At 33.6% G+C, this 26,610-nt stretch carries 25 protein-coding genes and 2 pseudogenes; 13 read left to right on the top strand and 14 right to left on the bottom strand.

Going from position 1 to position 26,610, the window contains the following annotated elements; all coding sequences use genetic code 11:
• Nucleotides 1–32 precede the first annotated feature (32 nt).
• The 3 genes from AAGD44_RS06205 to AAGD44_RS06195 are packed head-to-tail and all read right to left on the bottom strand — an operon-like array spanning nucleotide 33 to nucleotide 5,017.
• On the bottom strand, nucleotides 33–2,960 hold the full coding sequence (locus AAGD44_RS06205; RefSeq protein WP_341763832.1) for a 2-oxoglutarate dehydrogenase E1 component: 2,928 nt from the start codon (nucleotides 2,958–2,960) through the stop codon (nucleotides 33–35).
• Nucleotides 2,961–2,988: 28 nt separating this feature from the next.
• Nucleotides 2,989–3,468, bottom strand: coding sequence for a Na+/H+ antiporter subunit E (locus tag AAGD44_RS06200; RefSeq protein WP_341763831.1), 480 nt, complete (start codon nucleotides 3,466–3,468; stop codon nucleotides 2,989–2,991).
• On the bottom strand, nucleotides 3,458–5,017 hold the full coding sequence (locus AAGD44_RS06195) for a DHA2 family efflux MFS transporter permease subunit (protein WP_341763830.1): 1,560 nt from the start codon (nucleotides 5,015–5,017) through the stop codon (nucleotides 3,458–3,460). The genes AAGD44_RS06200 and AAGD44_RS06195 overlap by 11 nt, the downstream gene beginning before the upstream one ends.
• A 45-nt stretch (nucleotides 5,018–5,062) precedes the next feature.
• Here AAGD44_RS06195 and AAGD44_RS06190 point away from each other — a divergent pair, with 45 nt between their 5' ends.
• Entirely contained in the window at nucleotides 5,063–5,188 is a 126-nt protein-coding gene (locus AAGD44_RS06190; protein WP_341763829.1) for a hypothetical protein, read from the top strand.
• 34 nt (nucleotides 5,189–5,222) lie between these two features.
• Here the strand turns inward: AAGD44_RS06190 and AAGD44_RS06185 are convergent, their stop codons facing one another.
• The 6 genes from AAGD44_RS06185 to efp all read right to left on the bottom strand — a co-directional run bounded on the left by AAGD44_RS06185 (nucleotide 5,223) and on the right by efp (nucleotide 9,971).
• The gene (locus AAGD44_RS06185) at nucleotides 5,223–6,263 is read right to left on the bottom strand and encodes an HlyD family secretion protein (protein WP_341763828.1); all 1,041 of its coding nucleotides are present in this window, start codon (nucleotides 6,261–6,263) and stop codon (nucleotides 5,223–5,225) included.
• 17 nt (nucleotides 6,264–6,280) lie between these two features.
• Nucleotides 6,281–7,045: a phosphatidylcholine/phosphatidylserine synthase gene (locus AAGD44_RS06180; RefSeq protein ID WP_341763827.1), complete on the bottom strand. Its 765-nt coding sequence runs from the start codon at nucleotides 7,043–7,045 to the stop codon at nucleotides 6,281–6,283.
• 312 nt (nucleotides 7,046–7,357) lie between these two features.
• Entirely contained in the window at nucleotides 7,358–8,053 is a 696-nt protein-coding gene (locus AAGD44_RS06175; RefSeq protein ID WP_341763826.1) for a phosphatidylserine decarboxylase, read from the bottom strand.
• Nucleotides 8,054–8,210: 157 nt separating this feature from the next.
• Nucleotides 8,211–8,546, bottom strand: a complete 336-nt coding sequence (locus tag AAGD44_RS06170; protein ID WP_341763825.1) for a DUF2610 domain-containing protein — start codon at nucleotides 8,544–8,546, stop codon at nucleotides 8,211–8,213.
• 100 nt (nucleotides 8,547–8,646) lie between these two features.
• Nucleotides 8,647–9,384 carry an inositol monophosphatase family protein gene (locus AAGD44_RS06165; protein WP_341763824.1) on the bottom strand — a complete coding sequence of 246 codons (738 nt, stop codon included), beginning with the start codon at nucleotides 9,382–9,384 and terminating at the stop codon, nucleotides 8,647–8,649.
• A gap of 20 nt (nucleotides 9,385–9,404) precedes the next feature.
• Nucleotides 9,405–9,971 carry an elongation factor P gene (gene efp / locus AAGD44_RS06160; protein WP_341763823.1) on the bottom strand — a complete coding sequence of 189 codons (567 nt, stop codon included), beginning with the start codon at nucleotides 9,969–9,971 and terminating at the stop codon, nucleotides 9,405–9,407.
• A gap of 606 nt (nucleotides 9,972–10,577) precedes the next feature.
• On the opposite strand from efp, the gene AAGD44_RS06155 reads away from it, so the two are divergent.
• The 5 genes and pseudogenes from AAGD44_RS06155 (at nucleotide 10,578) to AAGD44_RS06135 (ending at nucleotide 17,202) form a co-directional block, all read left to right on the top strand.
• The gene (locus AAGD44_RS06155; protein WP_341763822.1) at nucleotides 10,578–11,954 is read left to right on the top strand and encodes a PleD family two-component system response regulator; all 1,377 of its coding nucleotides are present in this window, start codon (nucleotides 10,578–10,580) and stop codon (nucleotides 11,952–11,954) included.
• A 71-nt stretch (nucleotides 11,955–12,025) separates the two neighbouring features.
• Nucleotides 12,026–12,529, top strand: coding sequence for an RNA pyrophosphohydrolase (locus AAGD44_RS06150; protein WP_341763821.1), 504 nt, complete (start codon nucleotides 12,026–12,028; stop codon nucleotides 12,527–12,529).
• A gap of 212 nt (nucleotides 12,530–12,741) precedes the next feature.
• Nucleotides 12,742–15,249: pseudogene (locus AAGD44_RS06145) on the top strand (UvrD-helicase domain-containing protein); the annotation flags it as partial.
• Between the two features lie 12 nt (nucleotides 15,250–15,261).
• Nucleotides 15,262–16,056 (top strand): PD-(D/E)XK nuclease family protein, encoded by a 795-nt coding sequence (locus tag AAGD44_RS06140; RefSeq protein WP_341764699.1) that lies wholly within the window; start codon nucleotides 15,262–15,264, stop codon nucleotides 16,054–16,056.
• A 99-nt stretch (nucleotides 16,057–16,155) separates the two neighbouring features.
• Complete coding sequence (locus tag AAGD44_RS06135) at nucleotides 16,156–17,202, top strand: RP853 family protein (RefSeq protein WP_341763820.1); 1,047 nt, start codon at nucleotides 16,156–16,158, stop codon at nucleotides 17,200–17,202.
• Nucleotides 17,203–17,590: 388 nt separating this feature from the next.
• Here the strand turns inward: AAGD44_RS06135 and AAGD44_RS06130 are convergent, their stop codons facing one another.
• Entirely contained in the window at nucleotides 17,591–17,758 is a 168-nt protein-coding gene (locus AAGD44_RS06130; protein WP_341763819.1) for an IS630 transposase-related protein, read from the bottom strand.
• 166 nt (nucleotides 17,759–17,924) lie between these two features.
• Between AAGD44_RS06130 and AAGD44_RS06125 the strand changes: the two genes are divergently transcribed.
• Nucleotides 17,925–18,185, top strand: coding sequence for a hypothetical protein (locus tag AAGD44_RS06125; RefSeq protein ID WP_341763818.1), 261 nt, complete (start codon nucleotides 17,925–17,927; stop codon nucleotides 18,183–18,185).
• 88 nt (nucleotides 18,186–18,273) lie between these two features.
• Here the strand turns inward: AAGD44_RS06125 and AAGD44_RS06120 are convergent, their stop codons facing one another.
• Entirely contained in the window at nucleotides 18,274–19,158 is an 885-nt protein-coding gene (locus tag AAGD44_RS06120) for an IS982 family transposase (protein WP_341763539.1), read from the bottom strand.
• Between the two features lie 84 nt (nucleotides 19,159–19,242).
• On the opposite strand from AAGD44_RS06120, the pseudogene AAGD44_RS06115 reads away from it, so the two are divergent.
• The 5 genes and pseudogenes from AAGD44_RS06115 to AAGD44_RS06095 all read left to right on the top strand — a co-directional run.
• Nucleotides 19,243–19,845 (top strand): annotated as a pseudogene (locus AAGD44_RS06115) (integrase core domain-containing protein); the annotation flags it as partial.
• A gap of 9 nt (nucleotides 19,846–19,854) precedes the next feature.
• On the top strand, nucleotides 19,855–20,055 hold the full coding sequence (locus AAGD44_RS06110; RefSeq protein WP_410520978.1) for a transposase: 201 nt from the start codon (nucleotides 19,855–19,857) through the stop codon (nucleotides 20,053–20,055).
• Nucleotides 20,056–20,151: 96 nt separating this feature from the next.
• On the top strand, nucleotides 20,152–21,273 hold the full coding sequence (locus AAGD44_RS06105) for an ISAs1 family transposase (RefSeq protein WP_341763535.1): 1,122 nt from the start codon (nucleotides 20,152–20,154) through the stop codon (nucleotides 21,271–21,273).
• Between the two features lie 98 nt (nucleotides 21,274–21,371).
• Complete coding sequence (locus AAGD44_RS06100) at nucleotides 21,372–22,547, top strand: hypothetical protein (protein WP_341763536.1); 1,176 nt, start codon at nucleotides 21,372–21,374, stop codon at nucleotides 22,545–22,547.
• A gap of 30 nt (nucleotides 22,548–22,577) precedes the next feature.
• Nucleotides 22,578–23,345, top strand: a complete 768-nt coding sequence (locus tag AAGD44_RS06095; RefSeq protein WP_341763537.1) for a tetratricopeptide repeat protein — start codon at nucleotides 22,578–22,580, stop codon at nucleotides 23,343–23,345.
• Here AAGD44_RS06095 and AAGD44_RS06090 read toward each other — a convergent pair.
• The 3 genes from AAGD44_RS06090 to AAGD44_RS06080 all read right to left on the bottom strand — a co-directional run bounded on the left by AAGD44_RS06090 (nucleotide 23,326) and on the right by AAGD44_RS06080 (nucleotide 25,523).
• Nucleotides 23,326–23,472, bottom strand: coding sequence for a hypothetical protein (locus AAGD44_RS06090; RefSeq protein WP_341763538.1), 147 nt, complete (start codon nucleotides 23,470–23,472; stop codon nucleotides 23,326–23,328). The genes AAGD44_RS06095 and AAGD44_RS06090 overlap by 20 nt on opposite strands.
• Before the next feature lie 39 nt (nucleotides 23,473–23,511).
• Nucleotides 23,512–24,402, bottom strand: coding sequence for an IS982 family transposase (locus tag AAGD44_RS06085; protein ID WP_341763461.1), 891 nt, complete (start codon nucleotides 24,400–24,402; stop codon nucleotides 23,512–23,514).
• A gap of 236 nt (nucleotides 24,403–24,638) precedes the next feature.
• Entirely contained in the window at nucleotides 24,639–25,523 is an 885-nt protein-coding gene (locus AAGD44_RS06080; RefSeq protein WP_341763539.1) for an IS982 family transposase, read from the bottom strand.
• A 24-nt stretch (nucleotides 25,524–25,547) separates the two neighbouring features.
• Between AAGD44_RS06080 and AAGD44_RS06075 the strand changes: the two genes are divergently transcribed.
• Nucleotides 25,548–26,531 carry an IS982 family transposase gene (locus AAGD44_RS06075; protein ID WP_341763540.1) on the top strand — a complete coding sequence of 328 codons (984 nt, stop codon included), beginning with the start codon at nucleotides 25,548–25,550 and terminating at the stop codon, nucleotides 26,529–26,531.
• Nucleotides 26,532–26,610: the final 79 nt, after the last annotated feature.

The following is a 26,610-nucleotide window of genomic DNA, read 5'->3' as shown; positions in this document are numbered from 1 at the left end:
GTAACTAATTGTTAAATTCTTTGAGCTTCACTTTATTTTATGGCATCCTCTAGCAATTGCTGTTGTTGTTTATTATGGATATTGGGTAAATTAGTAGCTGGCGAAGCGGATTCTTCTCTTCCTACATATTGAAACTGATTATTAATTGATAGCTCTTGTAAACAATCATTTAAACGCTCTCTAATGAAACCCCAAGCTCCCATATTTTTGGGCTCTTCTTGGCACCAAATAAATTCTTTAGCTTGACCATATCGAGCTAATATTTTAATTAACATATCTTTTGCGAAAGGGTATAATTGCTCAAGCCTTATAATAGCTCTATCTAACATATTCTTGCTAGATCTCATTTCCAACAAATCATAATATACTTTACCAGTACATAATATTATTTTCTTTACCTTTGTAATATCTATCTCCTTGTTCATTTCATCTAATACTGGAATAAAGCTAGTATTCTCATCCATAGCTGAAAGAGGGGAGACCACCATTTTATGCCTTAATAAAGATTTTGGGGACATAACTATTAATGGCTTGCGGCTACTGCTATATATTTGCCGGCGTAGTAAGTGAAAAAATGAGGCTGGCGTTGTCGGATAGGTTACTTGAATATTATTATTAGCCGCAAGTTGTAGGAATCGCTCTAATCTTGCAGAACTATGTTCTGACCCCTGTCCTTCATATCCATGGGGTAATAGCACTACTAATCCGCTCATTCTTAGCCATTTATCTTCACAACTAGAAATAAATTGATCAAATATAATTTGAGCTCCATTCGCAAAATCTCCAAATTGAGCTTCCCAAATTACTAAATTTTTGGGGTTTACTAATGAATAACCAAATTCAAAACCTAATACTGCATATTCAGATAGATTACTATCAGAAATTTCAAAGATTCCCTGATTTTTAGCTATGTTGTTTAATGGAAGATAAGTTTTAGAATCTAGTTGACTATGTAATACTGCATGACGATGGGAAAAAGTGCCCCGCTCAGAATCTTGACCTGTAAAACGTATATTGGTACCTGAACGTAGTAAAGTAGCAAACGCTAATTGTTCGCCAGTGGCCCAATCAATAGGTTTATCTTGCCTTAAAGTATTTTCTCTTAATTCAAATAGTTTAATAAGTTTTGCGTTTAAAGGAAAGCCTCCGGGTACTTGACAGAGTCTTATCCCTAGTTCTTTTAAAATACTTATATTAACGCCGGTAACTACCTCTGTTTTATCTTCCCTTTTATAACCAGTCCATAATTTTTCTAAAAATTGCGCTTTAGGTTGGTATTTTTTAGATTGTTCATATGCTTCATCTAATTTTAGCTTAAATTGTTCTTTTAGTGTAGATAAATAATTTTCCTGGATTAACTTATCCTTTAATAAGGTGTTAGCATAAATCGTAGGGGGTGGTAGTTTGTTTTTAATGATATTATACATAATAGCTTGAGTGTACATAGGTTCATCGCCTTCATTATGACCATATTTACGGTAACAAATTATTTCAATCACTACATCTCTTGCAAATTTATGCCTATAATTCATGGCAATATTAGTAGCTTGTAATACTGCCTCAATATCATCTCCATTCACATGTAGGATAGGCACATTAATTACCTTAGCAAACTCCGTAGAATATCTACTGATCCGACTATCAATACTATTAGCGGTAAATCCTAACTGATTATTAACAACAAAATGAACAATACCTCCTATATTATAAGGCTGTAACTCTGACATCGATAAGCTTTCAGCAACTACCCCTTGCCCACAAAAAGCACTATCTCCATGAACTAAGATACCCAGCACAGCCTTACGATCAATATCCATTATTGTATCTTGTTTTGCTCGCACTTGACCTGCTACTACAGAATTAACTGCCTCTAAATGGGAAGGATTAAAGGCCATAGAAAGATGGGTGGTTCTCCCTGCTCTTTCTCTATCTGCAGAATATCCAACATGATATTTTACATCCCCGGAAATCTTTAAATCATCTGGGAAGGCGCTACCAGTTATGAAACCTGCCATTATAGCTTTATAAGGCTTTGCCATTACTTTAGCTAAAGTACTAATCCTACCGCGATGCGACATCCCTATTACCACATCTTCTACCCCTTGAGCCATAGAAATATCTATAGCTTGATCTATAGCTACTACTGCCGCTTCGGCTCCTTCTATCGAGAAACGTTTCGCCCCAGGAAATTTTACATGTAAATATTGTTCAAATCCTTCCACTTCAATTAAATCTTTTAATATCTTTTTCTTATCTTGTAGTAAAGCCAGATTACTTTGACTATTTTCTACCTGCTCAAATAACCAAGTTTTTTCTTCATCATTTACTATATGATCAAACTCTACCGCTATATGTTTACCATAGGATTGATCAAGTAATTCAACTAATCTAGCAAGAGTACAAGATTTGACTGCAAATAATTCATTGTCAAGCTCTATAATGCTATTTAACTGGCCATTAGTGAAACCAAAACTTTCTATATTAAGTCCTAAATCATTTTTAGTTTTAGGGGTCTCAAGCTCTAGAGGATCTAGCTGTACTAAATAATGAGCATATTTACGATAAGCAGCAATCATAGCTTTTGCACGCAATGTATTTGCTATATGAAAAGATTCCTGAGTATTGAAAGAGGTATATTTTTCGTCTTGCAAGAGTTGTTTTCTCATTTTATCAGGAATTTGCGTGCTGGAGTACTGACATGTACTCTCCTCCACGCGTCCACCCTGCCCAATAAAACCCGACTCTTGAAATCTATTGAGTAACTCTTCTTTGGCTATTGTAATAACTTTTGCAGTACTTTTATTAACTTGCTTTTGCTTACTATCGTTAATATTTTGAAAATAATTGTGCCAGCTTTCATCTACCGCATTTTTATCTAATAAATAGATCTGGTACAGTTCTTCTATAAAAACCGCATTGCTACCAAATAAAAAACTCGTCTGTGTTAAATCTTTATTCATATATTTTATTCCTGATTCTAAAACAGTTCTAAGAAATTCTTTTAATCCTTTTCCCCATAGCTAAACTACCAATTTTTAGATTAGTAATTTTTAGATTATCAATTGATGAGCGCTCCAAAGCATGAACTAATAACATATTATTGGCGATATCAAGCGTTACTGTTCCAGGAGTAACAGTAATAGAGTTAGCATATAATACAATATCTGGATCATTGCCTTGCTCATGTTCTATCCACTCAAAGACTGGATTTAAATTAAGATCCCTACGCCATATAATTTTTATAACTAGTAAGCTAGATATCAGTATTTCTTTTATTAACCAAATAAAATATAATATAGCACGATAACTTAAATAAAAGCGCCTTGGTATCAACTTAAATTTTCTTGCAAATAAGTAGGATATGACAGGCAAGCCTAAATATAAACTATCCACCCCTTTACTAGGAAACCCTAGCAGGCCAAATAAGAGTAATAATAAAGTAGCGGCCGTAAAAATCTTAGTGTACATTCATCTCATCGTTCTTAATATTAGTATTTCCGGTAAAAGGCAATAACAACATAACTATAAAAAATAATAAACCGATAGACTGAAATACATTATTTATCGCAATTACAAATGCGCGCTCATGTATATTACTTGCTAATAAAAAAAGCGCTGCTTTCTCATGATCAATTACTTTTCCATTTAAAAATTGCTGCAAAAAATCTATTTTCATTAGAGCAGTAACAGAAGTGGCAGGAATATTTTCATTAATATATTGAGTAAAAGTTTTAGTCTTATCAGTCAGCATAGTGTTGATAATTGCAAGCCCCACTGCCCCCCCTAGATTACGCGTGAGATTGTACAATCCACTTGCGTTTCCTACTTTTTCTTTACTCATCGATCCAAGAGCAATATTATTAGTTGGTAAAAAACAAAACATTAAGGCCAAACCTCTGACAAACTGCGGCAGGAGAAACTCATAAAACTTTGCCTCTACTGTTAAGAAACTATTTAAATAACAGCCATAGCCAAACATACCTAGCCCAAAAGCTAGCATAATGCGCAAATCTATGCCAGAACCTAACATTTTTCCAGCTAAAGGAGCAGAACAGAATTGCGCGATTCCCGTCACCATCATAGTAAAACCGATTTGTACCGTATTAAAACCCGCAATCACAAATAAAAATAGCGGTAATAAATATACTGCCCCATAAAGGCCAATTCCAATTACAAAAGAATAGGCACAACCGAAAGTAAAATTTTTATTCGCAAAAGTCGTTAGGTCTAAAATTGGATTTGAAAAAGTCAGTTCTCTAAAAATTAATAAAATAAAACCTACAATAATCAAAATTATTAAGAATAATATATAACTATCTTGGAACCATCCTTTTTTACTACCTTCTTCTAATACATACTGTAAACATGCAAGAGTAATACTAAGTATGCCGATACCCGCCCAATCAAAATTCTTCATTAAATTGTAATTTGGCTTGTCGAAATCCGCATATAAATATACGACAATACATACAAAAATACCAGGAATAACATTTAATAAAAACATAAAATGCCAAGATAAGAACTCGGTGATATAGCCTCCAAGAGTAGGGCCAAGTGTTGGGGCTATGGTGACTACTAAACCTACTATTACGGTAATTACTGGGCGTTTTGAAGGTGGAAAAATTATATAGATTACACTAAAAACGGTTGGGATCATCGCTCCCCCAAAAAATCCTTGTAAGAATCTAAAAACAATCATGGTTTCAATATTGGTAGCAAGCGAACAGAAGATACTCATGATAGTGAAGCCTAAGGTAGCAACAAAGTAAGAAATGCGGGTAGAAAGAAGCCGAGCTGTGAAGCCGGTCATTGGGATGATAATGACCTCAGCTATTAAATAGGAGGTTTGAACCCAAGATAATTCATCACTAGAAGCAGAGAGACCCGCGGCAATCACCGATAAAGAGCTAGCGACAATCTGGATGTCCAATATTGCCATGAACATCCCTATAACCATGGCAAAAAATGCAAGAAGTTGTTTATTGGATAAATTAGTATAATTAGAACGTGGCGCCATATTATCGGCCTATCAGAAATTTAAAAATTAGAATTCTCTCGAAGCTTGTATCGGGAATTTGAAGAAGATGAGGGGCGCAGAACCGCAGCGTACATAGACGTACATGAGGAGCGAAGACAAGTTTTGACGACAAAATTCTGGACGACAAAATCACCAACTCAAAATCACTAACTAGATCGACTTATGCAGTAAGCCTTATATAAGGTTAATTAGTTCTAACAGATACCACCAAGGACATTCCGGGAATTAATTTATTACTTTTAATGTTTTCAGGTAACTCAAAATCTATCAAAACAGGTATTCGCTGAACAATTTTAGTAAAATTCCCTGTAGCATTGTCTGAAGGTATCAGGCTAAATTTTGAGCCAGTAGCAGGAGAGAAATTACGTATCTTACCATATACTACTTTTTTAGGTAAAGAATCAAATTGTAATTTAACCTGTTGCCCCACTACAAATTTTCCAATTTGGGTCTCTTTAAAATTAGCTCTTACATACATTTTATCTGGCACAATAAAAAATACTACCCTACCTTGATTAATAAAATTCCCGACTTGTAAGCTACTATTTGCTATGGTTCCATTTACCGGAGCTAAAAGTTTAGTATTATCCAAACTGCGTGCTATCACATTTTTATCTTGTAATAATCCTTTTAATTTTTCTTCTTCCACATCTTTTTGTAAAGTTAAAAGAGAGAGTTTCTGCTCGGCCATTTGTAAATTTAATTGCGCTTGGTTATATTCGGTCTTAGCTTTAGTAAAGCTCACTTTTGAGTTATCTAATATTTTATTACTAGCAAAACTTTCTTTATTAAGCTCGACGGTCCTGCTATAGTCCTTTGAATTGGCTTCAAAATTAGCATCCGCGAACTCTAAAGCCTCTCTACTTTGTTTTAAACTTATTTCTCCTATTAAAATTTCTTGTTTTATAACCTCCACATTCTTAAGAGAGGTCTTAACAGCAGATTCAATCGAAGCAAGGCGTGATTTATAATCCCTATCATCAATCTCAGCTATAATATCCCCTTTTTTTACCAGCATATTATCTGCCACATATATCTTTACCACCACTCCGCTAACTTCAGAACTAACATTAGAGATATCCGCGTCAATATACGCATTATCTGTGGATTCAGTATTAGCCCAAATATACACTCTATACATCAAGTATATAGCCAATATGCCGCCTAATATCAGCACATATTTAGAATAAGGATGAGCCTTATACTTGTTATATAAGTTGAGCATAAACTAGCGATAATAATTTAATAAAATTTTTTATTAACAAAATAACAAACAGGTATAGAAAATATATATAACAAAGCGATTAACGGAAATAAATACCATGGATATATTATAAAACTTATTATAATCACTGTAAACACAAACATTGACAGGAATAAATATTCATGCTTTATATTAATATTCTTCGTAGAAAAAGTGGGCAATCTACTAGCCAGTAAAAAAGAAACTACCACAATGTATAAATCTATACTCACGGTATGAGCACGTATACTAATTCCTAAAATACTACTTATTTCAAAATCCAAAATCATCGGGATTACAGCAAGCACGGCTCCACAAGGCGCAGGAACCCCAGTAAAAAAGCGCTCCATTTTTTTATTATGCACTGCATGAAAAATAGCAGTATTAAAGCGTGCCAATCTAAGGACCATGCATACAATAAACAATAATATACACCCCCAGGAGAGGACTTTATATTCGTATTGCTGAAAAGACCATAAATATAGCAGAAAAGCTGGAATCACCCCAAAATTAGCAAAGTCACACAACGAATCTAGTTCTGCTCCAAATGGAGTAGTAGCATTCAACATACGGGCTATTCGACCATCAATCCCATCAATTACTGCTGCCACTAACACACAATATACTGCTTTTTCCCATCTACCATCTAAACCAAATCTAATAGCACTAACGCCGACTACTAGACCTAATAAAGTAATAAAATTAGGTAATAATTTTATAAAAGGAATTGGTTTTATTATTTTAACTTTACGTATTTTTAGCAACTTATACCTATATCATTTACACAATTTTAAAGTTTTTGGTTTTAATATTAGGTTCTATGTAAGGAAATCTATACTCCTCTTCCGATAATTTTGCTGCTAGGCGCGATGGTAGAGCCTATAGTTAATAATAGGGGAGCTATTTGAGCAACCACGCATGCAAATTCATATCAGAGGAGTATACTGCTCGTACTTCAAGAATTGGATTTTATTTTAAATGGCGAGCGCGCTCAGCGTACATGCCAGTACGTGAGCACGTGAGTCCATGATAAAATAAAAAAATAATTTTTGAAAGACGAGTAGTATATAGTTAAATTATCGTCTTTCAAATTTCAGTTCAGATATTTTTTTCATCTTAAAATCTGCAATGATAGTTTCACCTCCAACTGCCGTTTGGCCTTCAGTAACACAAATTGCAGTTTTAAGGGGTAAATAAACATCTACTCTACTACCAAAACGTATAATACCATATCTCTCACCTGCTTTCACCTCTGCTTCCTCTTCCAAATCGCACAATATTCTCCTAGCTATTAATCCTGCGATTTGAACAAAGATAACTTTATTCCCCCCTTTAGTTTCCATTAAAACTGATTGGCGTTCATTATGTATACTTGCTTTATCTAAAGAAGCATTCAAAAATTTGCCTGGATTATAATATAAAGATAGAATCTTACCATTGGCGGGTATACGATTCACATGAACATTAAAAATATTTAAAAAGATGCTTATGCGGATCATTTCCTGCTCACCTAGCCCCAGCTCTGCAGGAGGAATGGCTTCACTTATTTTTTGGATTATCCCATCTGCAGGACTCACTATTATATCATCATCAATAGGAGTAAATCGATCAGGGTTTCTAAAAAAATATATACACCAAATTGTTATAATAAAGCCTATATAACCAAGAGTACTACTAAAGGTAGCTAGTAAAAAGGTAACCACGGCAAAACTTATAATAAATATATAACCTTCCCGATGAATTATTCGTGCAAAATCACTATATTGCTTCATTTCTTTCCTCTAAAAATTTCTCTATAACTTCTAACAAACTGGACAATAATCTTGTATATTCTTGGTCTTTCAAGAGCTATTTTTTCGTTTTATCAGGGATTTTCCTGCTCACGTACTGATATGTACGCTCCCTTATAATACAAATCCAACTCTTTTATCATTCATCTGGTTGTGGCTCCTGATTATCGTCTTGCTCTACCTCCTGATGATCATCTTGCTCTGCCTTCTGCTTTGCCTCTTCATTAACATTTTCTTGAGCAGAACCAAGCGCATAGACACATAATTCTTCTACCAACACATTATTCTTGTTAGCTAGATCTTGTAATTTAGTTACCGCATCCATCACTTCTGCAGGTATGGTGCCACCACGCTGTTTTGATAACCAATCCGCTTGAAAATGCAAGGGATGATGGCCCGGCTCAGGTTGACCTATATATATAGTAAAAGGAGCCATTTGCCCTCCAAAATCACAATTAACACTGAATTTTTTCATAAACAAACCTAAGACTATAATTTTTAATAATAAATCGAAGCTGCAACCAAAATTATTACGAATATGCTATAACAAAAAAATTAAATTACCAATAAAGTTTTTATATTATTTTACATTTAAATTCTTTTGCCAGTTCACAATTAGTAGCAATAAACGTTTTATCATTATCTATAATTGTACCCCCTGCTTCTAAAACCAACAGTTCAAAACCAGGCTTTAAAGTATAATCCAAAGAGGAAAAATAAACCGCATCAACCTTGCCTGCTATCAACATTAAGATACTATAACAATGAGAACCAAAGATCATAGTATCTTTAAAAAATTTTAGCTCTGTGTTAATATTATCAACAGCAATTAGTGAAGTACTAATATTTGAGCGGCTTGAAACTCTTAATCTACTAAGATTAATATTACTATTTTCTGATTTGACTCCTCGCCCTTTTTCAGCGTAATAAATCTGATCCAGGGCTGGAAAATTTATTACCGTACAAATCGCAGTGAAGACTTTATTGATTTTCTTTAGACAGGTTATAGATAAAGCAAAAAATGGTAGACTTCTCTCTAAATTATTAAAGCTATCAATGGGATTTATCATTAATATCATATCTTCGGAATCTAGAGCATTTAGGATAAATTTATCATTAGGGAAAAATATATGCTTGCTATATCTTTGGAGTTCTGTACTTAATAGGCCTTGAATTTTTACATATGATTTTTGACAAAAATCATAATTTCCTTTATTAGATCTTTGCAGCATTTCCAATTCGAAAAAATCTCTACGTAAAAACTTTACAACTTTACGCGAGGCAATAATCAGTGCATTAGTTATAATTTCCATAAGATACTACCCTAAGATATTTATTTTGCTCTTTCAACAAAGCTTATATCTTCAGTTTTGATCACTATTTTTTCTCCTGAAACTAAGTAAGGAGGTACCATTACTTTTACACCATTAATTAAAATAGCTGGCTTATAGGAAGAGGTAACAGTAGAACCTTTAATCACTGGATCAGTTTGCATAATCTCGACAATAATTGTTTGGGGTAATTCAATCTCTAAAGGTTCTTCTTCATAAAACTGTACCTTTAACGTCATATTATTCTCAAGCAAAGGTAAACGTTGCCCCAGGATTTCTTTATTCACTAAAATTTGTTCAAACGTTTCATTATCCATTAACACTAAATGATTATCCTCTAAATATAAAAATTGCAAAGCTTTATGTTCAAGTTGCGCTTTTTCTATATACTCAGACGAACTAAAACGTTCATTAAGCTTATTTTTAGTTTTTAAATTTTTCATCTCCACCTGGACGTAAGCCCCGCCCTTACCTGGCTTGGTATGGTCAGGAGTTTTACTTACAACCCATAACTCTTCATTATAAACTATAACATTCCCAGCTCTAATGGAATTTGCGGTAATTTTCATATTAATAATCACTTATCTAAAATTATTACTTTCAACCTTCGTCAATAACCCAAAGTTACCCTATCGGAATTTTCAGAAAAAACGAAGCCTGCTACTAGAGCGTATAGCCAAAGTGATTTGGCTATATATAAATGCAGATAAGGAGCGTCAGGCTATACTACTCGTCTTTCCAAAATTGTTTTTTTATTTTATCATGGACTCACGTGCTCACGTACTGGCATGTACGCAGCAAACGCTCGCCATTTAAAATAAAATCCAGTTCTTAAAGTACGAGCAGTATACCTCTTAAAAACAAAATTACGGTTCTTCAAAGCTTTAGCATATAAATCATACAAATCTGTTAGTCAAAATATACAATAACTGTTATAAACACAAGTTATTACGCGATTTTTTAACTAGGTTTTATAAACATTTCTATATGACAAGGAGATTTATAGGCATTTTTGCTTGCCAAGCTGTAGTGCCCTAAGAGCAGCTGAGGATTCCAGGACGAAAATAACGACGAGATCGACTATTAGACCGAAATGTTCACAAAACCTAATAAATAATTGGAAAACTGCGTTAAGTATAGTAAATTTAAAAAACGTATAAACTTGTAAGACTAAGATGACCGCAAATGTACTTGTAGTAGATGATATAGCATCAAATGTTAAATTATTAGAAGCAAAACTTTTAGGAGAATATTACATCGTCTTTACCGCTAGTAGCGGCAAAAAGGCTCTTACTATACTGGAGAATAATAAAATTGATATCATTCTGCTCGACGTTATGATGCCCGATATGAATGGTTTTGAAACTTGCAGAAGAATTAAAAATAACCCTTCTACTACCCATATACCGGTGATTATGGTTACCGCCTTATCGGACACTGAAGATCGAATAAAAGGGCTGGAAGCTGGGGCAGACGAATTCCTGACTAAACCAATTGATGATACTGCTCTTTTCGCCAGAGTAAGATCTCTTGCAAGGATGAAAGCCATAATAGATGAGCTAAAGCTTAGGAATACCACCAATGCTGAGCTTGGGGCCTCAGCTATAGAAATGAAAGATAATTTTTCTAATAGTAAAATATTATTAATTAATAACGATATAGTACAAACAAAAAACATCAGTAATATTCTGGCAACACTTACTACCCACATCAAAGTAGTGACTAATATTAATGAACTTCAAGATAATCCTAATTATATCCCAGATTTAGTGATTATTAGCTGTGACTTGGAAGAAGAAGACCCGTTGCGCATCAGTGTAATGTTAAGATCCAGAACTAAATTCCACGATATAACACTAATATTACAGGCAGCTGAAGAAGATACTCCGGTAGTTCTCAAAGCCCTGGAACTAGGCATCAATGATTATTTTACCTATCCGGTAGACAAAAATGAGTTATTAGCTCGAATTAAAACCCAACTACGAAAAAAACGCTATCAAGATAATTTAAGAAATGACTTAGAGTTAAGCATTAACTTATCTATTAAAGACGGATTGACCGGTATGTTTAATAGGCATTATTTTGACACTCATATAAAACAAATGGTAAAAAAAGCTAATAGTAATAATAGTCCTCTATGTTTATTAATGTGTGATATTGATGATTTTAAACAAGTGAACGATACTTATGGGCATCAAGCAGGGGACATAATATTAATCACTATTGCTAATATTTTTAAAAGTATTTTTAGAGTTACAGATTTAATTGCAAGATATGGCGGCGAGGAAATCACTATCCTGTTAGATGATACCAGCATTCAAGAAGGTAGTTATATAGCAGAAAGAGCAAGAAACGAAATAGAATGTATAGATTTTAAAATTAAAACGCAAAAAAAAACTATTAAGAAAACTCTTTCTATTGGTGTAGCAGAATATAAAACTGGGGAAACTATTAGTAGTTTCATAGGACGGGCGGATAAGGCTTTATATAAAGCAAAAAAAATGGGCAAAAATAAGGTTATCATGTTAGGACATGGAGACAAACTTGGCTAGAGATAAAGCTGGCTAGAGCTAAAATAATAAGGAAATCAGATGGTAATATTCTGCAACCAAAAACTAAAATCATGAAAAATGAATTCCTTTATAAAAATTATCGCGACTTACCTTATAGATCTAGCGTAGGCATGATGATAATAGACCAAAATAATAGAATATTTGTGGGAAAAAGAATTGATACCAAAATTTCTGCCTGGCAAATGCCACAAGGGGGTATTCATTTAGGAGAGACTCCTAGCAATGCTGCCCTTCGGGAAATGTCCGAGGAATTGGGTTCTACTAAAGGCCATATTATTGCTGAAAGCAAATATTGGTATAGTTATGATTTACCTAAAATTTTAATCCCCAAATTGTGGAATGGAAATTTTCGTGGCCAAAGACAAAAATGGTTCCTCATTAGGTTTACTGGGACTAACGAAGATATAAATATTAATACTAGCGCTCCGGAATTTGAAGAATGGCGCTGGTCTAGAATTGAGGAATTATTATCCATCATTATTCCTTTTAAACGCAAACTTTATAAAGCAGTACTTAAAGAATTTTCTACAATAATTAAGGGTACTAATTCATAAATTAGACTTCCTGCATAAGTCGTTCTAGTTGGTGATTTTGTCGTCACAACTTACCTCCGCTCCTCATGTATACTGCTCGTAACTGAAGAGTTGGTATACGAAGTTCACCGAGTATACATCCTTGTCCACAGCTCGGCTCAGCTTCGTTGTTCCTAAAAATCCCGAGAGCTTTTTTGACTTATGCAGGAAGTCTATTTACTTATATTTATGTTATGAATAAACTACAACAACAAGCAGCAAACCCTGAATACTCAGTATGGGTATCAGCTTCAGCGGGTACTGGTAAAACCAAAATTTTAACCGACAGAGTATTAAGGTTACTAATTAGCGGTACCTCTGTTGAGAAGATCTTATGTTTAACTTTTACCAATGCTGCTGCTTTTGAAATGCAGAGTAGAATTAGAAGTAAGCTTCTTCATTTTGCTTCAATCACTCCAGAAAGCCTAATTAAAGAACTGCGGCTGCTTCTTGCCAAAGAGCCGCTTGCCAACGAAATACAATCTGCAAAAACTTTGTATCACCAATTACTGCATTCTAATCAAGGTATTAATATTTATACTATTCATGCCTTTTGTCAAAAATTACTTAAATTATTTTCCTTCGAAGCAGGTATTAACCCAGAATTTGATATCCTTGATGATATTACCGCCGCAGGAATTGCCCAAAGAATAAAGAATCAAATCTATTTAGAACCGGAATATAATCAGTTGATGAACTTCTTCCTTACTAATTTTCACGAAATAACTATTAATGATATTTTGTTAGAAATAATTCAACAAAAAATGAAGTTCAGAAAATTATTGGCTAAAAGAGCATATAATATAACAGAATACCAAGATATAGTCAATTCAGGAGAATTTGGTGCTAGCGCATTCCTGAGCTGTAATTCTTCCCTTCCGCAGGAACTGTCCGTTAAAATACGCAACTTATTTACTAAATACTCCTTAAGTATAGACTCTAACCAGGACATTATGCAATTTTTCCTTACTAAGGATTTGGTTAAGAGAAAAAATATTTTACCTAAATCTATAGCCACTAAGCAGCCGGATTTATTAAAGGCTCTGGAGTATCTGCAAGAAGAAGTCTTTAAAGTGGACCAGCAAAGAAAAATGCAAGCTATGGAACATTATTCCCAGGCCTTAACGTTACTAGCTAAAATTTTCCTAGATAAATATGATAATTATAAAACTAAACATAATTTACTGGATTATGATGATTTAATTTATCATACTCAACTATTATTAAATAATAAGGATTTAAAAAGCTGGATATTATATAAACTTGATGGATGGATCTCCCATTTGCTTGTTGATGAAGCGCAAGATACTAGCGAAGAACAGTGGCAAATTATCACTACTATTATAGCAGACTTTTGCACTCCCACTAAACATGATAATAGTATTTTTGTAGTAGGAGACCAAAAACAGTCTATTTTTAGTTTTCAAGGAGCAAATCTTAATTGTTTTGCTTCTGTTAATCAAAACTTACAACAAAATTTTTCTCGATCTAATAGAAACTTTAAGAATATCACCTTAGAGTGGTCTTATAGATCAACTGCAGCCATCCTCGACATAGTCTATATCACTTTAGAACAAATTAAAAATGCTACTCCCCAGCTATTTCCTGCAGAAAATCCTAAAATCTTACCATTCCGCACGGGTGATAAAGGGAAGGTAGAAATTTGGCCTTTAGTAAAAGCAGAGGCAACAAATAAATTGTTTTGGCCTTTACCAAATCCTAATAAAGCCGAAACTGCTAAAGCGGTAATTGCAGATCAAATAGCTAGTTTTATAAAACAGCAAATATTAAGTAAACGAATCTTGCCTACTACTAAAGCAGCAGTAAAAGAATCTGACTTTATGATATTAGTACGCAAAAGAGATGAGTTAGTTTCTGAAATAATTAACTCTCTTAAAAAATATAATGTGCAGGTTGAAGATATTGACAGAGTAACTTTAAATAATAATTTATCTGTACTTGATTTAATGTCCATAGCAAAATTTGTACTACTCCCCCAAGATGATTTGAATTTAGCTAGTTTACTAAAATCTCCTATTATTGGAATTAATGAGACAACATTACAGAGCCTGGCAATAGAAAGAGGAGCAAGATCTATTTGGGAAACTCTATCTACTCTCCCCCTATATGCGGCTATATATGAAAAATTATGTCACTTCATACAAATATATAAAACTACTCATTGTGGAAATTTTTTTTCTCTTATCGTTGATTGTTTTAATATTAGAAAAACCTTAGTAGCAAATAATGGCTTTGATAGTAATGACTTAATTAACGAATTAATATATTTAAGCTTTAATTATGCTAATAATGTAAATAGCTTATTACAGAGCTTTGTTTATTGGTTTGAAAATAATACAATAGAAGTGAAAAGAAACTTAGAAGCCTCCAGCAAAATAAGAATCATGACAGTACATGCTGCTAAAGGGTTACAAGCTCCAATTGTTATTTTGTGTGATACTACTTCACTCCCTGTTAGCAATAATAAATTTATTTGGGATCATAATGACGGACTATACGCCACTACTAAAACTTCTAATAGCCCAGAATTTTTTAAAGCCCTTAAAGAACAACAGCAACTCAAAGATATGCAGGAATATATTAGATTACTTTATGTAGCAATGACTAGAGCTGAAGACCATTTAATTATTTGCGGCTTTCAACTGAGTAATACTATCCCTCAAAATTGTTGGTATGAATTAGTGTTAAGAGCAATGAAAATTCAAGGCAAATCGTATGAAGATAATAGACCTCTTGCACAGCTGACATCAAGCAAGCAATCTGAAGAAGATAAGGAGCATAAAACCACAGCGCACCCGGGGTTAGCTGAGTGTAGAGAGAGGTCTAATATTATAGTTTATGGCTCTAGCGCAGAAATAGAACATACATGTGATCTCAATATTATTAGCGCAGCTAAGCAAATAACGTTTGAACCTGCTACAGTAGTAGAAAAAAGCAAGCAAGCAGGGTGCTTTTTTGATCCATTGCTCCTAAATAAAATATTAAAACCTACAAAACAAAATTTCCCCTTTACCTCCCCTTTGCTTCCCATAAAACACTTAGAGTACGGTAAAATATTTCATAAGATTCTTGAAGATGCCGCAAAAATTAATAATTTTTCTCAAGCCAGCAAACATCCTTATATTAATAATTTACCTTTGCCTCTACAAGAAAAAATTCTCCATAACCTTGAGAAGTTACTTAATAACCCAGAATTTATGACTCTTGCTTCCCAAGAACTAAAAACGGAAGTAACAATAGGAATAAATTTTAATGGTGAGATCAAAATAGGTAGAATTGATTTACTTGCTATTAGTAATGGAAAAGTTACTATTATAGATTATAAAACAGATGCGCTTCCCCCAAAAAGAGCTGGATTAATTAACGAAGCTTATATTGATCAGCTAAATTTTTATCACCACTTAGTTGAGAAATTATATCCAGATAAAGAAATTACGTGTAAAATATTATGGCTAGAAGATGGTAGTTTGATGAACATAGCAAGGTAACCAGTAGTGTGTACTGCTCGTAACTGAAGAGTTGGTATACTGTTACTTGAGAAGCAAAGGGCATAAAGAGAGTTAATAATAAATTAATAGGATAAACTGATGAGCCTGCCTACGAACATTATTAAGAGATTTAATCTTAACAATATTACGATGTCAGAGAGAATGGTTAGGCACGCTCTACTTAACAATCTACCCGAGCAAGTGTGCTCAACACTGGCGTGTATAATAAGTATTGATCACGAAATTAGGCTGCACCCAAATCCTAAAATAAAAAAGCATATAAATAATTGTTTGTATAAATTAACTACTTTTATTGGGCAGAAAGTTATAACAGATGATAGTTTTACCACAGTATTAATGTTATTTGCAGTTGCTATCTCTACCGATCTAATGAATTTTCAAGAGCAAAATAATATTATTAATAAATCAGCAGATTTAATAATTAATGCTTTAATAAATATATATTTTGATAAGCTAACTTTGGAAGAAATCAATATTCTCAAATTAGTGCTAAAAGCTTTATTAAAAGAAAAAAATAATCATGATAAAATAAATTTTATTCAAATTGAACCTACAATATTTGAGGTTATCGTAATGCGAGCTCTAAAAAAATCCCCAAATATAGTCGCAATAACTAATCAAATTAATTTAGAGCTTAATAAAATAGCAAATATTACCGCCCAGCATTCTAGAAAAATTGAAGAATTTAAACAAACAAGCAGTAAAATGGTTACAGCTATCTGTAGTATAGCGGTTGGCGCAATAACCGTTGCTACAGCGGGAATGTACTTTGCTCTCATAGTAGCTCCTACTACTATCTTAGCAGTAAAATATGCCCCTAAAATTGGAGAGAAAATTGGAGAGATGCTTTTAAAATTTGATAAGTTTTTTATCAAAGAGCAAGGGAAAATTGGCCAGTTAAGAGCTGACTTGAATAAAAATGATAATGAGTTTTTAGCAGATCAACAATTATTAGCAGAAGCCAAATTTTATAAGATAAATCAGCAGGGTCCTACAGATAAAGTAGTTGAGCCAGTAAATGTATTATCAAACCTAGATAAGGGCCAATATACATCACAGGTTAGTAATGCTAACTTAAAATTTTTAAAGGATAGTAAAATTAAAGAGAAAGATAGAGAAAGATAGGATCTTCCTACCTCTTCTTGAAGAGAAAGGAATACCCTATCCTTAAATTCGCTCTTTGATACGAGCTGTAAGTAATTCGATATAAAAATAGATATTTTTATATCGAATTTCGGTTAATTAAATGATAGAATTATGTTCGTTATGGCTCTATAAAAAGCCCTTCGGTTCTTGTACTATAGTCAATTAAGATGAATTAGGGGCTAGGCGCGAAGCCTAGCCCTACGATGGTAGAGCTTAGGTCATTACGATACATATACGGTAGTGCGCGGGAAATATAGTAGGCATGGATACTTGAACTCCCATTCCGCTACAAAAATTGGGGAATAGATATTTATAAGAAGTTTTCGTTATTTTCTATTGATAACCACCAGATTAGTTGAGGCAATTATCAATTTTTTAAAAAATTACATATTTTATTAAGTAATTTGTCATTTTTAAATTTATATACTGTCTCTCTACAAACCTTAAATATTCCCGTTATCTTTGCTACTGGCATCTTAGATTCTAGGGCCGATATTACTCTTATACGTAATTCATATGGATAAGGGGCTGCCATGTATTCTCTCTCTTTATTATCTTCCCTAAATCTTATATCACTTCCCCCTTGACTTGTCCATACCTCAATGACTTAAGCTATACAAAGATATAAATGTAAAGTTTGTAATAGTGTGTTTCGAGGCAAAGCATCTAAGTATAGCGCAGATTTTAAATTAGAAGCGGTAATGATGTATATTAATTCAATGGGTATTAGAGCAATAGCTAGGGTAAAGAAAATACATAATTCAGTGGTGTCAGTTTGGATAAAAAAGATGGGGAAAGTGGTTAAGGATGCCTTTATTGAGAAGATAGAGGAAGTTCAAGAAAAAGATATTAATATAGTGGAGTTAGATGAGCTTTTTACTTACATTAAAAAAAAGAAAATAAAGCGTATGTATTTAGTGCTGTTGACGGAGATAGGCTCCGAGTTATTGATATCGAAGTAACGAAGGACAGGAGTTTTGCTTCGTATTTACCATTAGCATTTAGGCTTGAGCACTATAATATCAAGTATACGCCATGTTCGACTTTTTTTTAGCAGGTAACTAATTTTTCGAGTTGTGTTGGCACAAGTTTTAAAGACTTTGTCAAAAATGTAGCAATAGTATGAGCAAGTAATTTTCTAGCGATGCGAGATTGTAGATGCCAGTAACTCTTAACTCTGATAGCATTAATAGCAAAACGTTCTGTAAGCTGACCAATAACAGTTTCAATTAAACGACGAGTAGCAGTAATCCATTTAAGGAAATTCTTGGATCTATTATCCTTCATATTCTTTTTTAAAGGTGTTTGTAAATCAATGTTTTTGGTGGCCAATTCATCTTTTAAATCCTGACCAAGATAGCCTTTATCGCCCAGTACCATGCCACTAATATTAGGAGACATTACTTGCAGAGCTTCACGTTCAGACCCATTAGCAGGAGTTATCATGAATCCAGCTATTCGACCTTCTTCATTAATTAATACGTGTCCTAGAAAACCGTAATAATAGCTATCTTTCGAAGCGCAGTACCCATAGTCAGCGTATTCCTTAAAACATCGCCCTCTCGTTGCTCGGGCCAAATTTATTACAGGAATCGGTACCCCATCTATCATATGCAGATCTGATTTGCTTGCACTCTTAAACAAGTCGGCAAGCAGCATGTTCTTAATAGATAAAAGACCGCTACATTGCTTCACATAAGACGGTCTACTCTTTAGATTGGGAAACCATTCTTGAAAATGACGTTTAAAATATTCCCATATCTGCTTGTCTTGGTGCAAACCGATAAATTCTCCCACCACTTCCATTGTTAATGCTTCCACGTCACTTAAGCAAGGTGGAAATCCTGCTTTCCTTACTTTGATATTTTTGGTTATTATAGTCATTTTTTCTTCTATGAAACAATACACAGTAATGATAAACTCTTCTAGGGTCATAGCTTCTTTCTCGATAATTGAACTATGACCTTATTAGGCTATCCTATTCTTTTGTCAATCTTAAAAAAAAGTCGAACATGGCGTAAAGATACATATTATGTAGGTACTATTAAAGGAGTTGGTAAGATTTACCAGCAAACAGTTATTGATACATATTCACGTGTAGCAGAAGCTAAGCTCTATACTGATAAAACACCTATTACTAGTGCAGAAATATTGAATGATCGTGTTATACCGTTCTTTACAGAACATAATATAGATATATTGAGAATTTTGACAGATAGAGGTACTGAATATTGTGGGACCTTAGAAAATCACGCATATGAATTATATTTAAGTGTGGAGGGAATTGAACATACCAAAACTAAAGCAAACTCACCTCAAACCAATGGTATTTGTGAAAGATTGCATAAGACTATGAAACAAGAATTTTATGATACTGCATTTAGGAAGAAAATTTATAATTCAATAGAGGAGCTGCAAAGAGATGTAGATGAATGGCTATTCCAGTATACCAGATATAGATCACATTCAGGAAAGTATTGTTATGGCAAAACACCTATGCAAACTTTTTTGGATTCGAAACACATCGCTCTTGAAAAATCTAACCAGAGCATGTACTATAAGGAAATATCTGACAATCAAAATTTATCCGACAATCAGATACACAAAATACCCTGCCTGTAAGATCAAATCTTGACTTCTACACATAAGAGAAAAGAAATAGAAACATTAGTAGAAAGTGTAGGAGCGAGTATTATATTGTTGCCTACTTATTCGCCTGATTTAAATCCAATAGAGAATCACTGGTTTAGGATAAAAAATCATATTCGTAAAATTGCCGTAAATTTTACTGATTTTTTTGAAGCATTAGCATACTCCTTGTCAATAGCTTAACCGATTATGCTCAGGGCTGCCTCATATAAAAAATTATATAAGTAATATTGAATAAAAATTATTATAGTAGTGGTTACAAATAAGTGAGTGGTAACCATGAGAGAAGAAGAATTACGAGAAAGTTTTGAAGACTTTATTAATGGAATAAATGATCATAGAGTTGATAGGAATAAGCTTCATAGTGTGGAGGAGATTTTATTTTTGACTTTAACTGCAATTATTTGTGGAGCAGAAGGTTGGCGAGATATTGAACGATTTGGCAGGTTAAAATTAGAATTTTTACGTACGGTGTTTCCATATGCTAATGGAATTCCTTCTGACGATACGTTACGACGTTTTTTTCGAGTACTTGATCCTAAAACATTCAGCACATGCTTTACCGTTTGGGCAAGTAGCTTAAAACTTCCAAGTAGCACACATATAGCTATAGATGGGAAAGTGTCTCGTCATACATTCGATGGTGATAAGAATCCATTACATATGGTATCAGCTTTTGCTAGTGAATGTCGAACAGTGTTAGCACAAGAGAAAGTATCTGATAAAAGTAATGAAATTACAGCAATACCTAAATTACTTGGTATTCTAGACATAAAAGGAGCTATTGTTACCATTGATGCTATGGGCTGTCAAAGAGAGATTGCCCAAGCAATTATCGATAAAGAAGCAGATTACATATTATCATTAAAAGGTAATCAAGGAAATTTACACCAAGATATTAAGTTAGTATTTGCAGATAAAGAGTTGCTGAATGAATTGTCAGTTGATATCAATCAAACAACTGACGGAAGTGAGCATGGACGTATTGAAGAACGGATTTATCGAGCTGTTACTATGCCACAAGAATTACAGGAGCAACATAATTGGCCGGAGCTTAAGACAATTATAGAGGTTATAAGTAAACGAGAAATAAAAGGAGTTTTATCTGAAGAAACAAGATATTACATTAGCTCTTTAGAGCAAGAAGCAGTAAAAATCGGTATGGCAATCCGATCTCATTGGGCTATTGAGAATAGTGTGCACTGGATTTTGGATGTTAGTTTTAGAGATGATGATTCACGTATTAGAAAAGGTAATGCTCCTCAAAATATAGCTATTATTAAACACATGGCATTGAATGTATTACAGAAGGCTAAGCAAAAAAGGGATTCTATCAAGCAGCTTAGAAAAGCAGCTGGTTGGGATAATAATCAACTACTCACTATCTTACAGTATATTTAAGTGCGGCAGCCCTGCAGTTTATTACTGAATCTGTTGACTCGCTGGTAACTAATTTTCGTTCCTCTCAGCTTTGGTCAGATAGTCTTCAAAGCCAGTTTATGACTGCGCAAAGTAAAATGGGGTCATTAACTAATAGATCGAGTGAACTTAATTCTCAAGAACAAAGACAATCCGAGAGTCTGACCTTAAAATGGGCCCAAAGTGATTCAATGATTAAAGGTTTTTCATTTAGTGAAAATCAAGCGATCAAAGAATCTATTTTACAAGGGCAATCTCTTAACGAAAATTACGGTAGTAGTGAAAGAAAAGAAACCTCTACTAGTACTAATGCAAGTTTAGGGTTAAATTTAGGAGTTGTTAATGCAGGTGGAGGAGTAGGTGCTAATAATAGTAAAACTGAAGCCTATGATACATCAGCAAGCAAACAAAAAGCCTATAATGATGCTTTAGAAAAAGTAAAATCAGCTCAAAGAGATAATCGGATTAGTACTAGCAATGATGAAGTTAGATCATTAGGCCAAGATTTAATTAGTACCTGGAATGAACAACAATCAGTTAGTAGAGAAATAGCTAAAACAACGCAAACAATGCAACAATTATCCAACCAAAGAAACTATGTTGAGAGTAACTCCGCTACTATTGACCGCAACATGAATGAACCAGTTTTACAAGCAATTATTGCTCGAAATATCCCAGGAGTAACCAGCAAGGAACAAGCAGCTAGATGGGCAAGCCACCACAGTCATGAAGCTATGAACATAGCACAAGAAGTAGTTGGTATAAATAAACCATTACCCCAAAGTAATTGGAACGATAGTCACCCTCAAGTTAAAGATCTACAGTCAATTGATTCTATCATTAACAATACACCAATGACAACACAAGAGGACCTGAAAACCAACTATCTAGAATCAAATAATAGATTACAAGAGCAAGCTACTGTGACAGATAGCACAGGTGCATCAAAAGCATTAGCCGAATCAGTAAAATCTGATTTAAATAAAGGCAAAAAATTGTATAGTCAAAATGTAGATGAAATACTTGACAATCAATTGTCCAGCTCAGAAAGAGAGAAAGCAGTAGATCTTGAAATTACGACTGTTGATATCAAGGATGATAGTAACAAATTAAAAGAGCAATTTGATCAAACCAGCAATTCAACAATTGTTAGAACTGCGGGACGAGTAGTGGATAATATGAGGTTAAATACAGATGCTATCAAAAAGCAAAATATTACTTTGCCTTTAAGCAATAACAAGGATAATAAAAATTAATATTTTAAAAATAAAAAGTAATTTATGAGTATGATAAAAAAGTTAGTTGTAACTATCCTGTCATTGCTATTATTTAATATAACAATTGTAACCGCCAAAGAATCTTTAAACCAAGAGGTTACTAACAAACATAGACTGCAACAAAATATCCAAGATCAGGATTTAACTAACGATTCTGATCTCACTGCTGCAAAATCCTATTATGATAAAGGAATAGCTTTTAAAAGATTTAAAAAATATCAAGATGCCATAGAAAATTTTGACCTAGCCATTAAACATAAACATGATTATGCAGAAAGCTACTTGGAAAGAGGATGTTGTTTATTACACTTAGAAAAATATCAAAAAGCTATAGAGAATTTTGATCTCGCTATTAAATATCAACCTAATTATGTGGAAAGCTATTTAGAAAAAGGACATGCTTTATCAGAATTAGGAAAACAACATGCAGCTATAGAAAATTATAACATAGCTATAAAATACCAACCTGATTATTCAAATGCCTATCACAACAAGGGAGTAGCTTTTGAAAGGTTAGGGCAATATCAAGAAGCTATAGAAAATTATAATTTAGCAATTAAATACCAACCTAATGATGCACCGACATATTATAACAAGGGTATATCTTTAATAAAGTTAGGAAGATACCAAGAAGCTATAGAAAATTTTGACCTGGCTATACAATACAAACCTGAACTTACTGAAAGTTATCAAGAAAAAGGTCAAGTATTACAAAAACTTGGAAAATCTAAGGACGCTACAGAATTATTTAATAAAGCTAAATCGTTGTCAAAGTAAATTTTTTATCTACTAATAGATTAACCGCGCGTGTAGCCTTAAGAAAATGGCTAAAATCGCTATAATAACGCCATGTTCGACTTTTTTTTAAGATTGACAAAAGAATAGGATAGCCTAATAAGGTCATAGTTCAATTATCGAGAAAGAAGCTATGACCCTAGAAACGTTAATTCTGGATAAGAGAGTTATGAATATATAGATTAAAGTCAAGTTTTGTGGAAGGTTTAGTTTTTTTTAGAGAATAAGCAACTAGGGTAGAAAGAATATGAACAAAAGCATTAATAGGAGATCTATGTCTTGTATGTTCAAGATTCATTTTATTTTTTAAAAAATCAAAAACTGTTTCAATTAAGTTTCGTTTTCGAAGCAAGATTTTTTCCTTTAAATCCATTAATTTATTCGCCATATTTTTCTTAATTCCATGAATCATTTTTAAGCCTCTTTCATATAAATTTAAAAACAAATTTTGCTTGATATATCCCTTGTCAGCGGCCATAATGCCAGTTAATCCTTTAGTTAATTGCGCTACCGGAACTCTATCATCTACATTACCATTAGTCACTTTTAATGCCATAATTTCTCCTTGGTTATTAATTATTAAATGTAATTTAAAGCCATAAAAATATCCCATAGAGGATTTACTATGTTTGGCTAATCCTTTAAAAACTTTATTACTATAGCGTCGTTTATTGTGACAAGCTTTAATTGTTGTAGAGTCAATAAAATAAATACCTGTTTCTTGCCCAAATAATAAATGAATCAACATATTTAAGGGCATGAATAATCGCGGCATTAAAGCAACAAATCTGTTATAGCTTAGGGCGCTAGGGAAGTCGTTCTTATGTAAATATTCGACGTAAGTTTTATAGAAAAATTTAAAGTTCTTAGCATGCGATGTATGAAACATAATTATTATTGTTAACATTTCGCTTAAACTCATATTACAAGCGCGATCTCTCTGCTTATTGGATGGTAATAATTTGCTCTTTTCATATTCAAGATAAATTTTACAAAAATCATCTATAAAACTATATAATTCTGTGATATCTTTCTTCATGCCTACAGTTTGTTTTTTTGTTCAAAAACTTCAATACTGTAGGTTGCCTCCCTTGGCAATCCTTATTATACGCCATGTTCGACTTTTTTTTAAGATTGACAAAAGAATAGGATAGACTAATAAGGTCATAGTTCAATTATCGAGAAAGAAGCTATGACCCTAGAAGAGTTTATCATTACTGTGTATTGTTTCATAGAAGAAAAAATGACTATCTTAACGCCATGTTCGACTTTTTTTTAGCAGGTAACTAATTTTTCGAGTTGTGTTGGCACAAGTTTTAAAGACTTTGTCAAAAATGTAGCAATAGTATGAGCAAGTAATTTTCTAGCGATGCGAGATTGTAGATGCCAGTAACTCTTAACTCTGATAGCATTAATAGCAAAACGTTCTGTAAGCTGACCAATAACAGTTTCAATTAAACGACGAGTAGCAGTAATCCATTTAAGGAAATTCTTGGATCTATTATCCTTCATATTCTTTTTTAAAGGTGTTTGTAAATCAATGTTTTTGGTGGCCAACTCATCTTTTAAATCCTGACCAAGATAGCCTTTATCGCCCAGTACCATGCCACTAATATTAGGAGACATTACTTGCAGAGCTTCACGTTCAGACCCATTAGCAGGAGTTATCATGAATCCAGCTATTCGACCTTCTTCATTAATTAATACGTGTCCTAGAAAACCGTAATAATAGCTATCTTTCGAAGCGCAGTACCCATAGTCAGCGTATTCCTTAAAACATCGCCCTCTCGTTGCTCGGGCCAAATTTATTACAGGAATCGGTACCCCATCTATCATATGCAGATCTGATTTGCTTGCACTCTTAAACAAGTCGGCAAGCAGCATGTTCTTAATAGATAAAAGACCGCTACATTGCTTCACATAAGACGGTCTACTCTTTAGATTGGGAAACCATTCTTGAAAATGACGTTTAAAATATTCCCATATCTGCTTGTCTTGGTGCAAACCGATAAATTCTCCCACCACTTCCATTGTTAATGCTTCCACGTCACTTAAGCAAGGTGGAAATCCTGCTTTCCTTACTTTGATATTTTTGGTTATTATAGTCATTTTTTCTTCTATGAAACAATACACAGTAATGATAAACTCTTCTAGGGTCATAGCTTCTTTCTCGATAATTGAACTATGACCTTATTAGGCTATCCTATTCTTTTGTCAATCTTAAAAAAAAGTCGAACATGGCGTTTATTATCTATTATCCTCCCATATTCCCCTTATCCAGAATTAACGTTAGAAGAGTTTATCATTACTGTGTATTGTTTCATAGAAGAAAAAATGACTATAATAACCAAAAATATCAAAGTAAGGAAAGCAGGATTTCCACCTTGCTTAAGTGACGTGGAAGCATTAACAATGGAAGTGGTGGGAGAATTTATCGGTTTGCACCAAGACAAGCAGATATGGGAATATTTTAAACGTCATTTTCAAGAATGGTTTCCCAATCTAAAGAGTAGACCGTCTTATGTGAAGCAATGTAGCGGTCTTTTATCTATTAAGAACATGCTGCTTGCCGACTTGTTTAAGAGTGCAAGCAAATCAGATCTGCATATGATAGATGGGGTACCGATTCCTGTAATAAATTTGGCCCGAGCAACGAGAGGGCGATGTTTTAAGGAATACGCTGACTATGGGTACTGCGCTTCGAAAGATAGCTATTATTACGGTTTTCTAGGACACGTATTAATTAATGAAGAAGGTCGAATAGCTGGATTCATGATAACTCCTGCTAATGGGTCTGAACGTGAAGCTCTGCAAGTAATGTCTCCTAATATTAGTGGCATGGTACTGGGCGATAAAGGCTATCTTGGTCAGGATTTAAAAGATGAGTTGGCCACCAAAAACATTGATTTACAAACACCTTTAAAAAAGAATATGAAGGATAATAGATCCAAGAATTTCCTTAAATGGATTACTGCTACTCGTCGTTTAATTGAAACTGTTATTGGTCAGCTTACAGAACGTTTTGCTATTAATGCTATCAGAGTTAAGAGTTACTGGCATCTACAATCTCGCATCGCTAGAAAATTACTTGCTCATACTATTGCTACATTTTTGACAAAGTCTTTAAAACTTGTGCCAACACAACTCGAAAAATTAGTTACCTGCTAAAAAAAAGTCGAACATGGCGTTAAGATAGTGAGTAGTTGATTATTATCCCAACCAGCTGCTTTTCTAAGCTGCTTGATAG

Source organism: Candidatus Tisiphia endosymbiont of Beris chalybata, from assembly GCF_964026555.1.
Lineage (GTDB): Bacteria > Pseudomonadota > Alphaproteobacteria > Rickettsiales > Rickettsiaceae > Tisiphia.
Note: the sequence above shows the minus strand (reverse complement) of the source record. Positions and strands in the feature narration are given on the sequence as shown.

Bases quoted from the DNA above. Each gene is read 5' to 3' on its own strand.
- AAGD44_RS06120 (WP_341763539.1), bottom strand. From the start codon at position 19,158: ATGACCCTAGAAGAGTTTATCATTACTGTGTATTGTTTCATAGAAGAA.
- AAGD44_RS06135 (WP_341763820.1), top strand. From the start codon at position 16,156: ATGAGCCTGCCTACGAACATTATTAAGAGATTTAATCTTAACAATATT.
- AAGD44_RS06165 (WP_341763824.1), bottom strand. From the start codon at position 9,384: ATGGAAATTATAACTAATGCACTGATTATTGCCTCGCGTAAAGTTGTA.
- AAGD44_RS06080 (WP_341763539.1), bottom strand. From the start codon at position 25,523: ATGACCCTAGAAGAGTTTATCATTACTGTGTATTGTTTCATAGAAGAA.
- AAGD44_RS06155 (WP_341763822.1), top strand. From the start codon at position 10,578: ATGACCGCAAATGTACTTGTAGTAGATGATATAGCATCAAATGTTAAA.
- AAGD44_RS06075 (WP_341763540.1), top strand. From the start codon at position 25,548: ATGACCTTATTAGGCTATCCTATTCTTTTGTCAATCTTAAAAAAAAGT.
- AAGD44_RS06125 (WP_341763818.1), top strand. From the start codon at position 17,925: ATGATGTATATTAATTCAATGGGTATTAGAGCAATAGCTAGGGTAAAG.
- AAGD44_RS06100 (WP_341763536.1), top strand. From the start codon at position 21,372: ATGACTGCGCAAAGTAAAATGGGGTCATTAACTAATAGATCGAGTGAA.
- AAGD44_RS06105 (WP_341763535.1), top strand. From the start codon at position 20,152: ATGAGAGAAGAAGAATTACGAGAAAGTTTTGAAGACTTTATTAATGGA.
- efp (WP_341763823.1), bottom strand. From the start codon at position 9,971: ATGAAAATTACCGCAAATTCCATTAGAGCTGGGAATGTTATAGTTTAT.
- AAGD44_RS06085 (WP_341763461.1), bottom strand. From the start codon at position 24,402: ATGAAGAAAGATATCACAGAATTATATAGTTTTATAGATGATTTTTGT.
- AAGD44_RS06130 (WP_341763819.1), bottom strand. From the start codon at position 17,758: ATGGCAGCCCCTTATCCATATGAATTACGTATAAGAGTAATATCGGCC.
- AAGD44_RS06200 (WP_341763831.1), bottom strand. From the start codon at position 3,468: ATGTACACTAAGATTTTTACGGCCGCTACTTTATTATTACTCTTATTT.
- AAGD44_RS06170 (WP_341763825.1), bottom strand. From the start codon at position 8,546: ATGAAAAAATTCAGTGTTAATTGTGATTTTGGAGGGCAAATGGCTCCT.
- AAGD44_RS06205 (WP_341763832.1), bottom strand. From the start codon at position 2,960: ATGAATAAAGATTTAACACAGACGAGTTTTTTATTTGGTAGCAATGCG.
- AAGD44_RS06095 (WP_341763537.1), top strand. From the start codon at position 22,578: ATGATAAAAAAGTTAGTTGTAACTATCCTGTCATTGCTATTATTTAAT.
- AAGD44_RS06090 (WP_341763538.1), bottom strand. From the start codon at position 23,472: ATGACCTTATTAGGCTATCCTATTCTTTTGTCAATCTTAAAAAAAAGT.
- AAGD44_RS06175 (WP_341763826.1), bottom strand. From the start codon at position 8,053: ATGAAGCAATATAGTGATTTTGCACGAATAATTCATCGGGAAGGTTAT.
- AAGD44_RS06140 (WP_341764699.1), top strand. From the start codon at position 15,262: ATGAAAATTCAAGGCAAATCGTATGAAGATAATAGACCTCTTGCACAG.
- AAGD44_RS06185 (WP_341763828.1), bottom strand. From the start codon at position 6,263: ATGCTCAACTTATATAACAAGTATAAGGCTCATCCTTATTCTAAATAT.
- AAGD44_RS06150 (WP_341763821.1), top strand. From the start codon at position 12,026: ATGAAAAATGAATTCCTTTATAAAAATTATCGCGACTTACCTTATAGA.
- AAGD44_RS06195 (WP_341763830.1), bottom strand. From the start codon at position 5,017: ATGGCGCCACGTTCTAATTATACTAATTTATCCAATAAACAACTTCTT.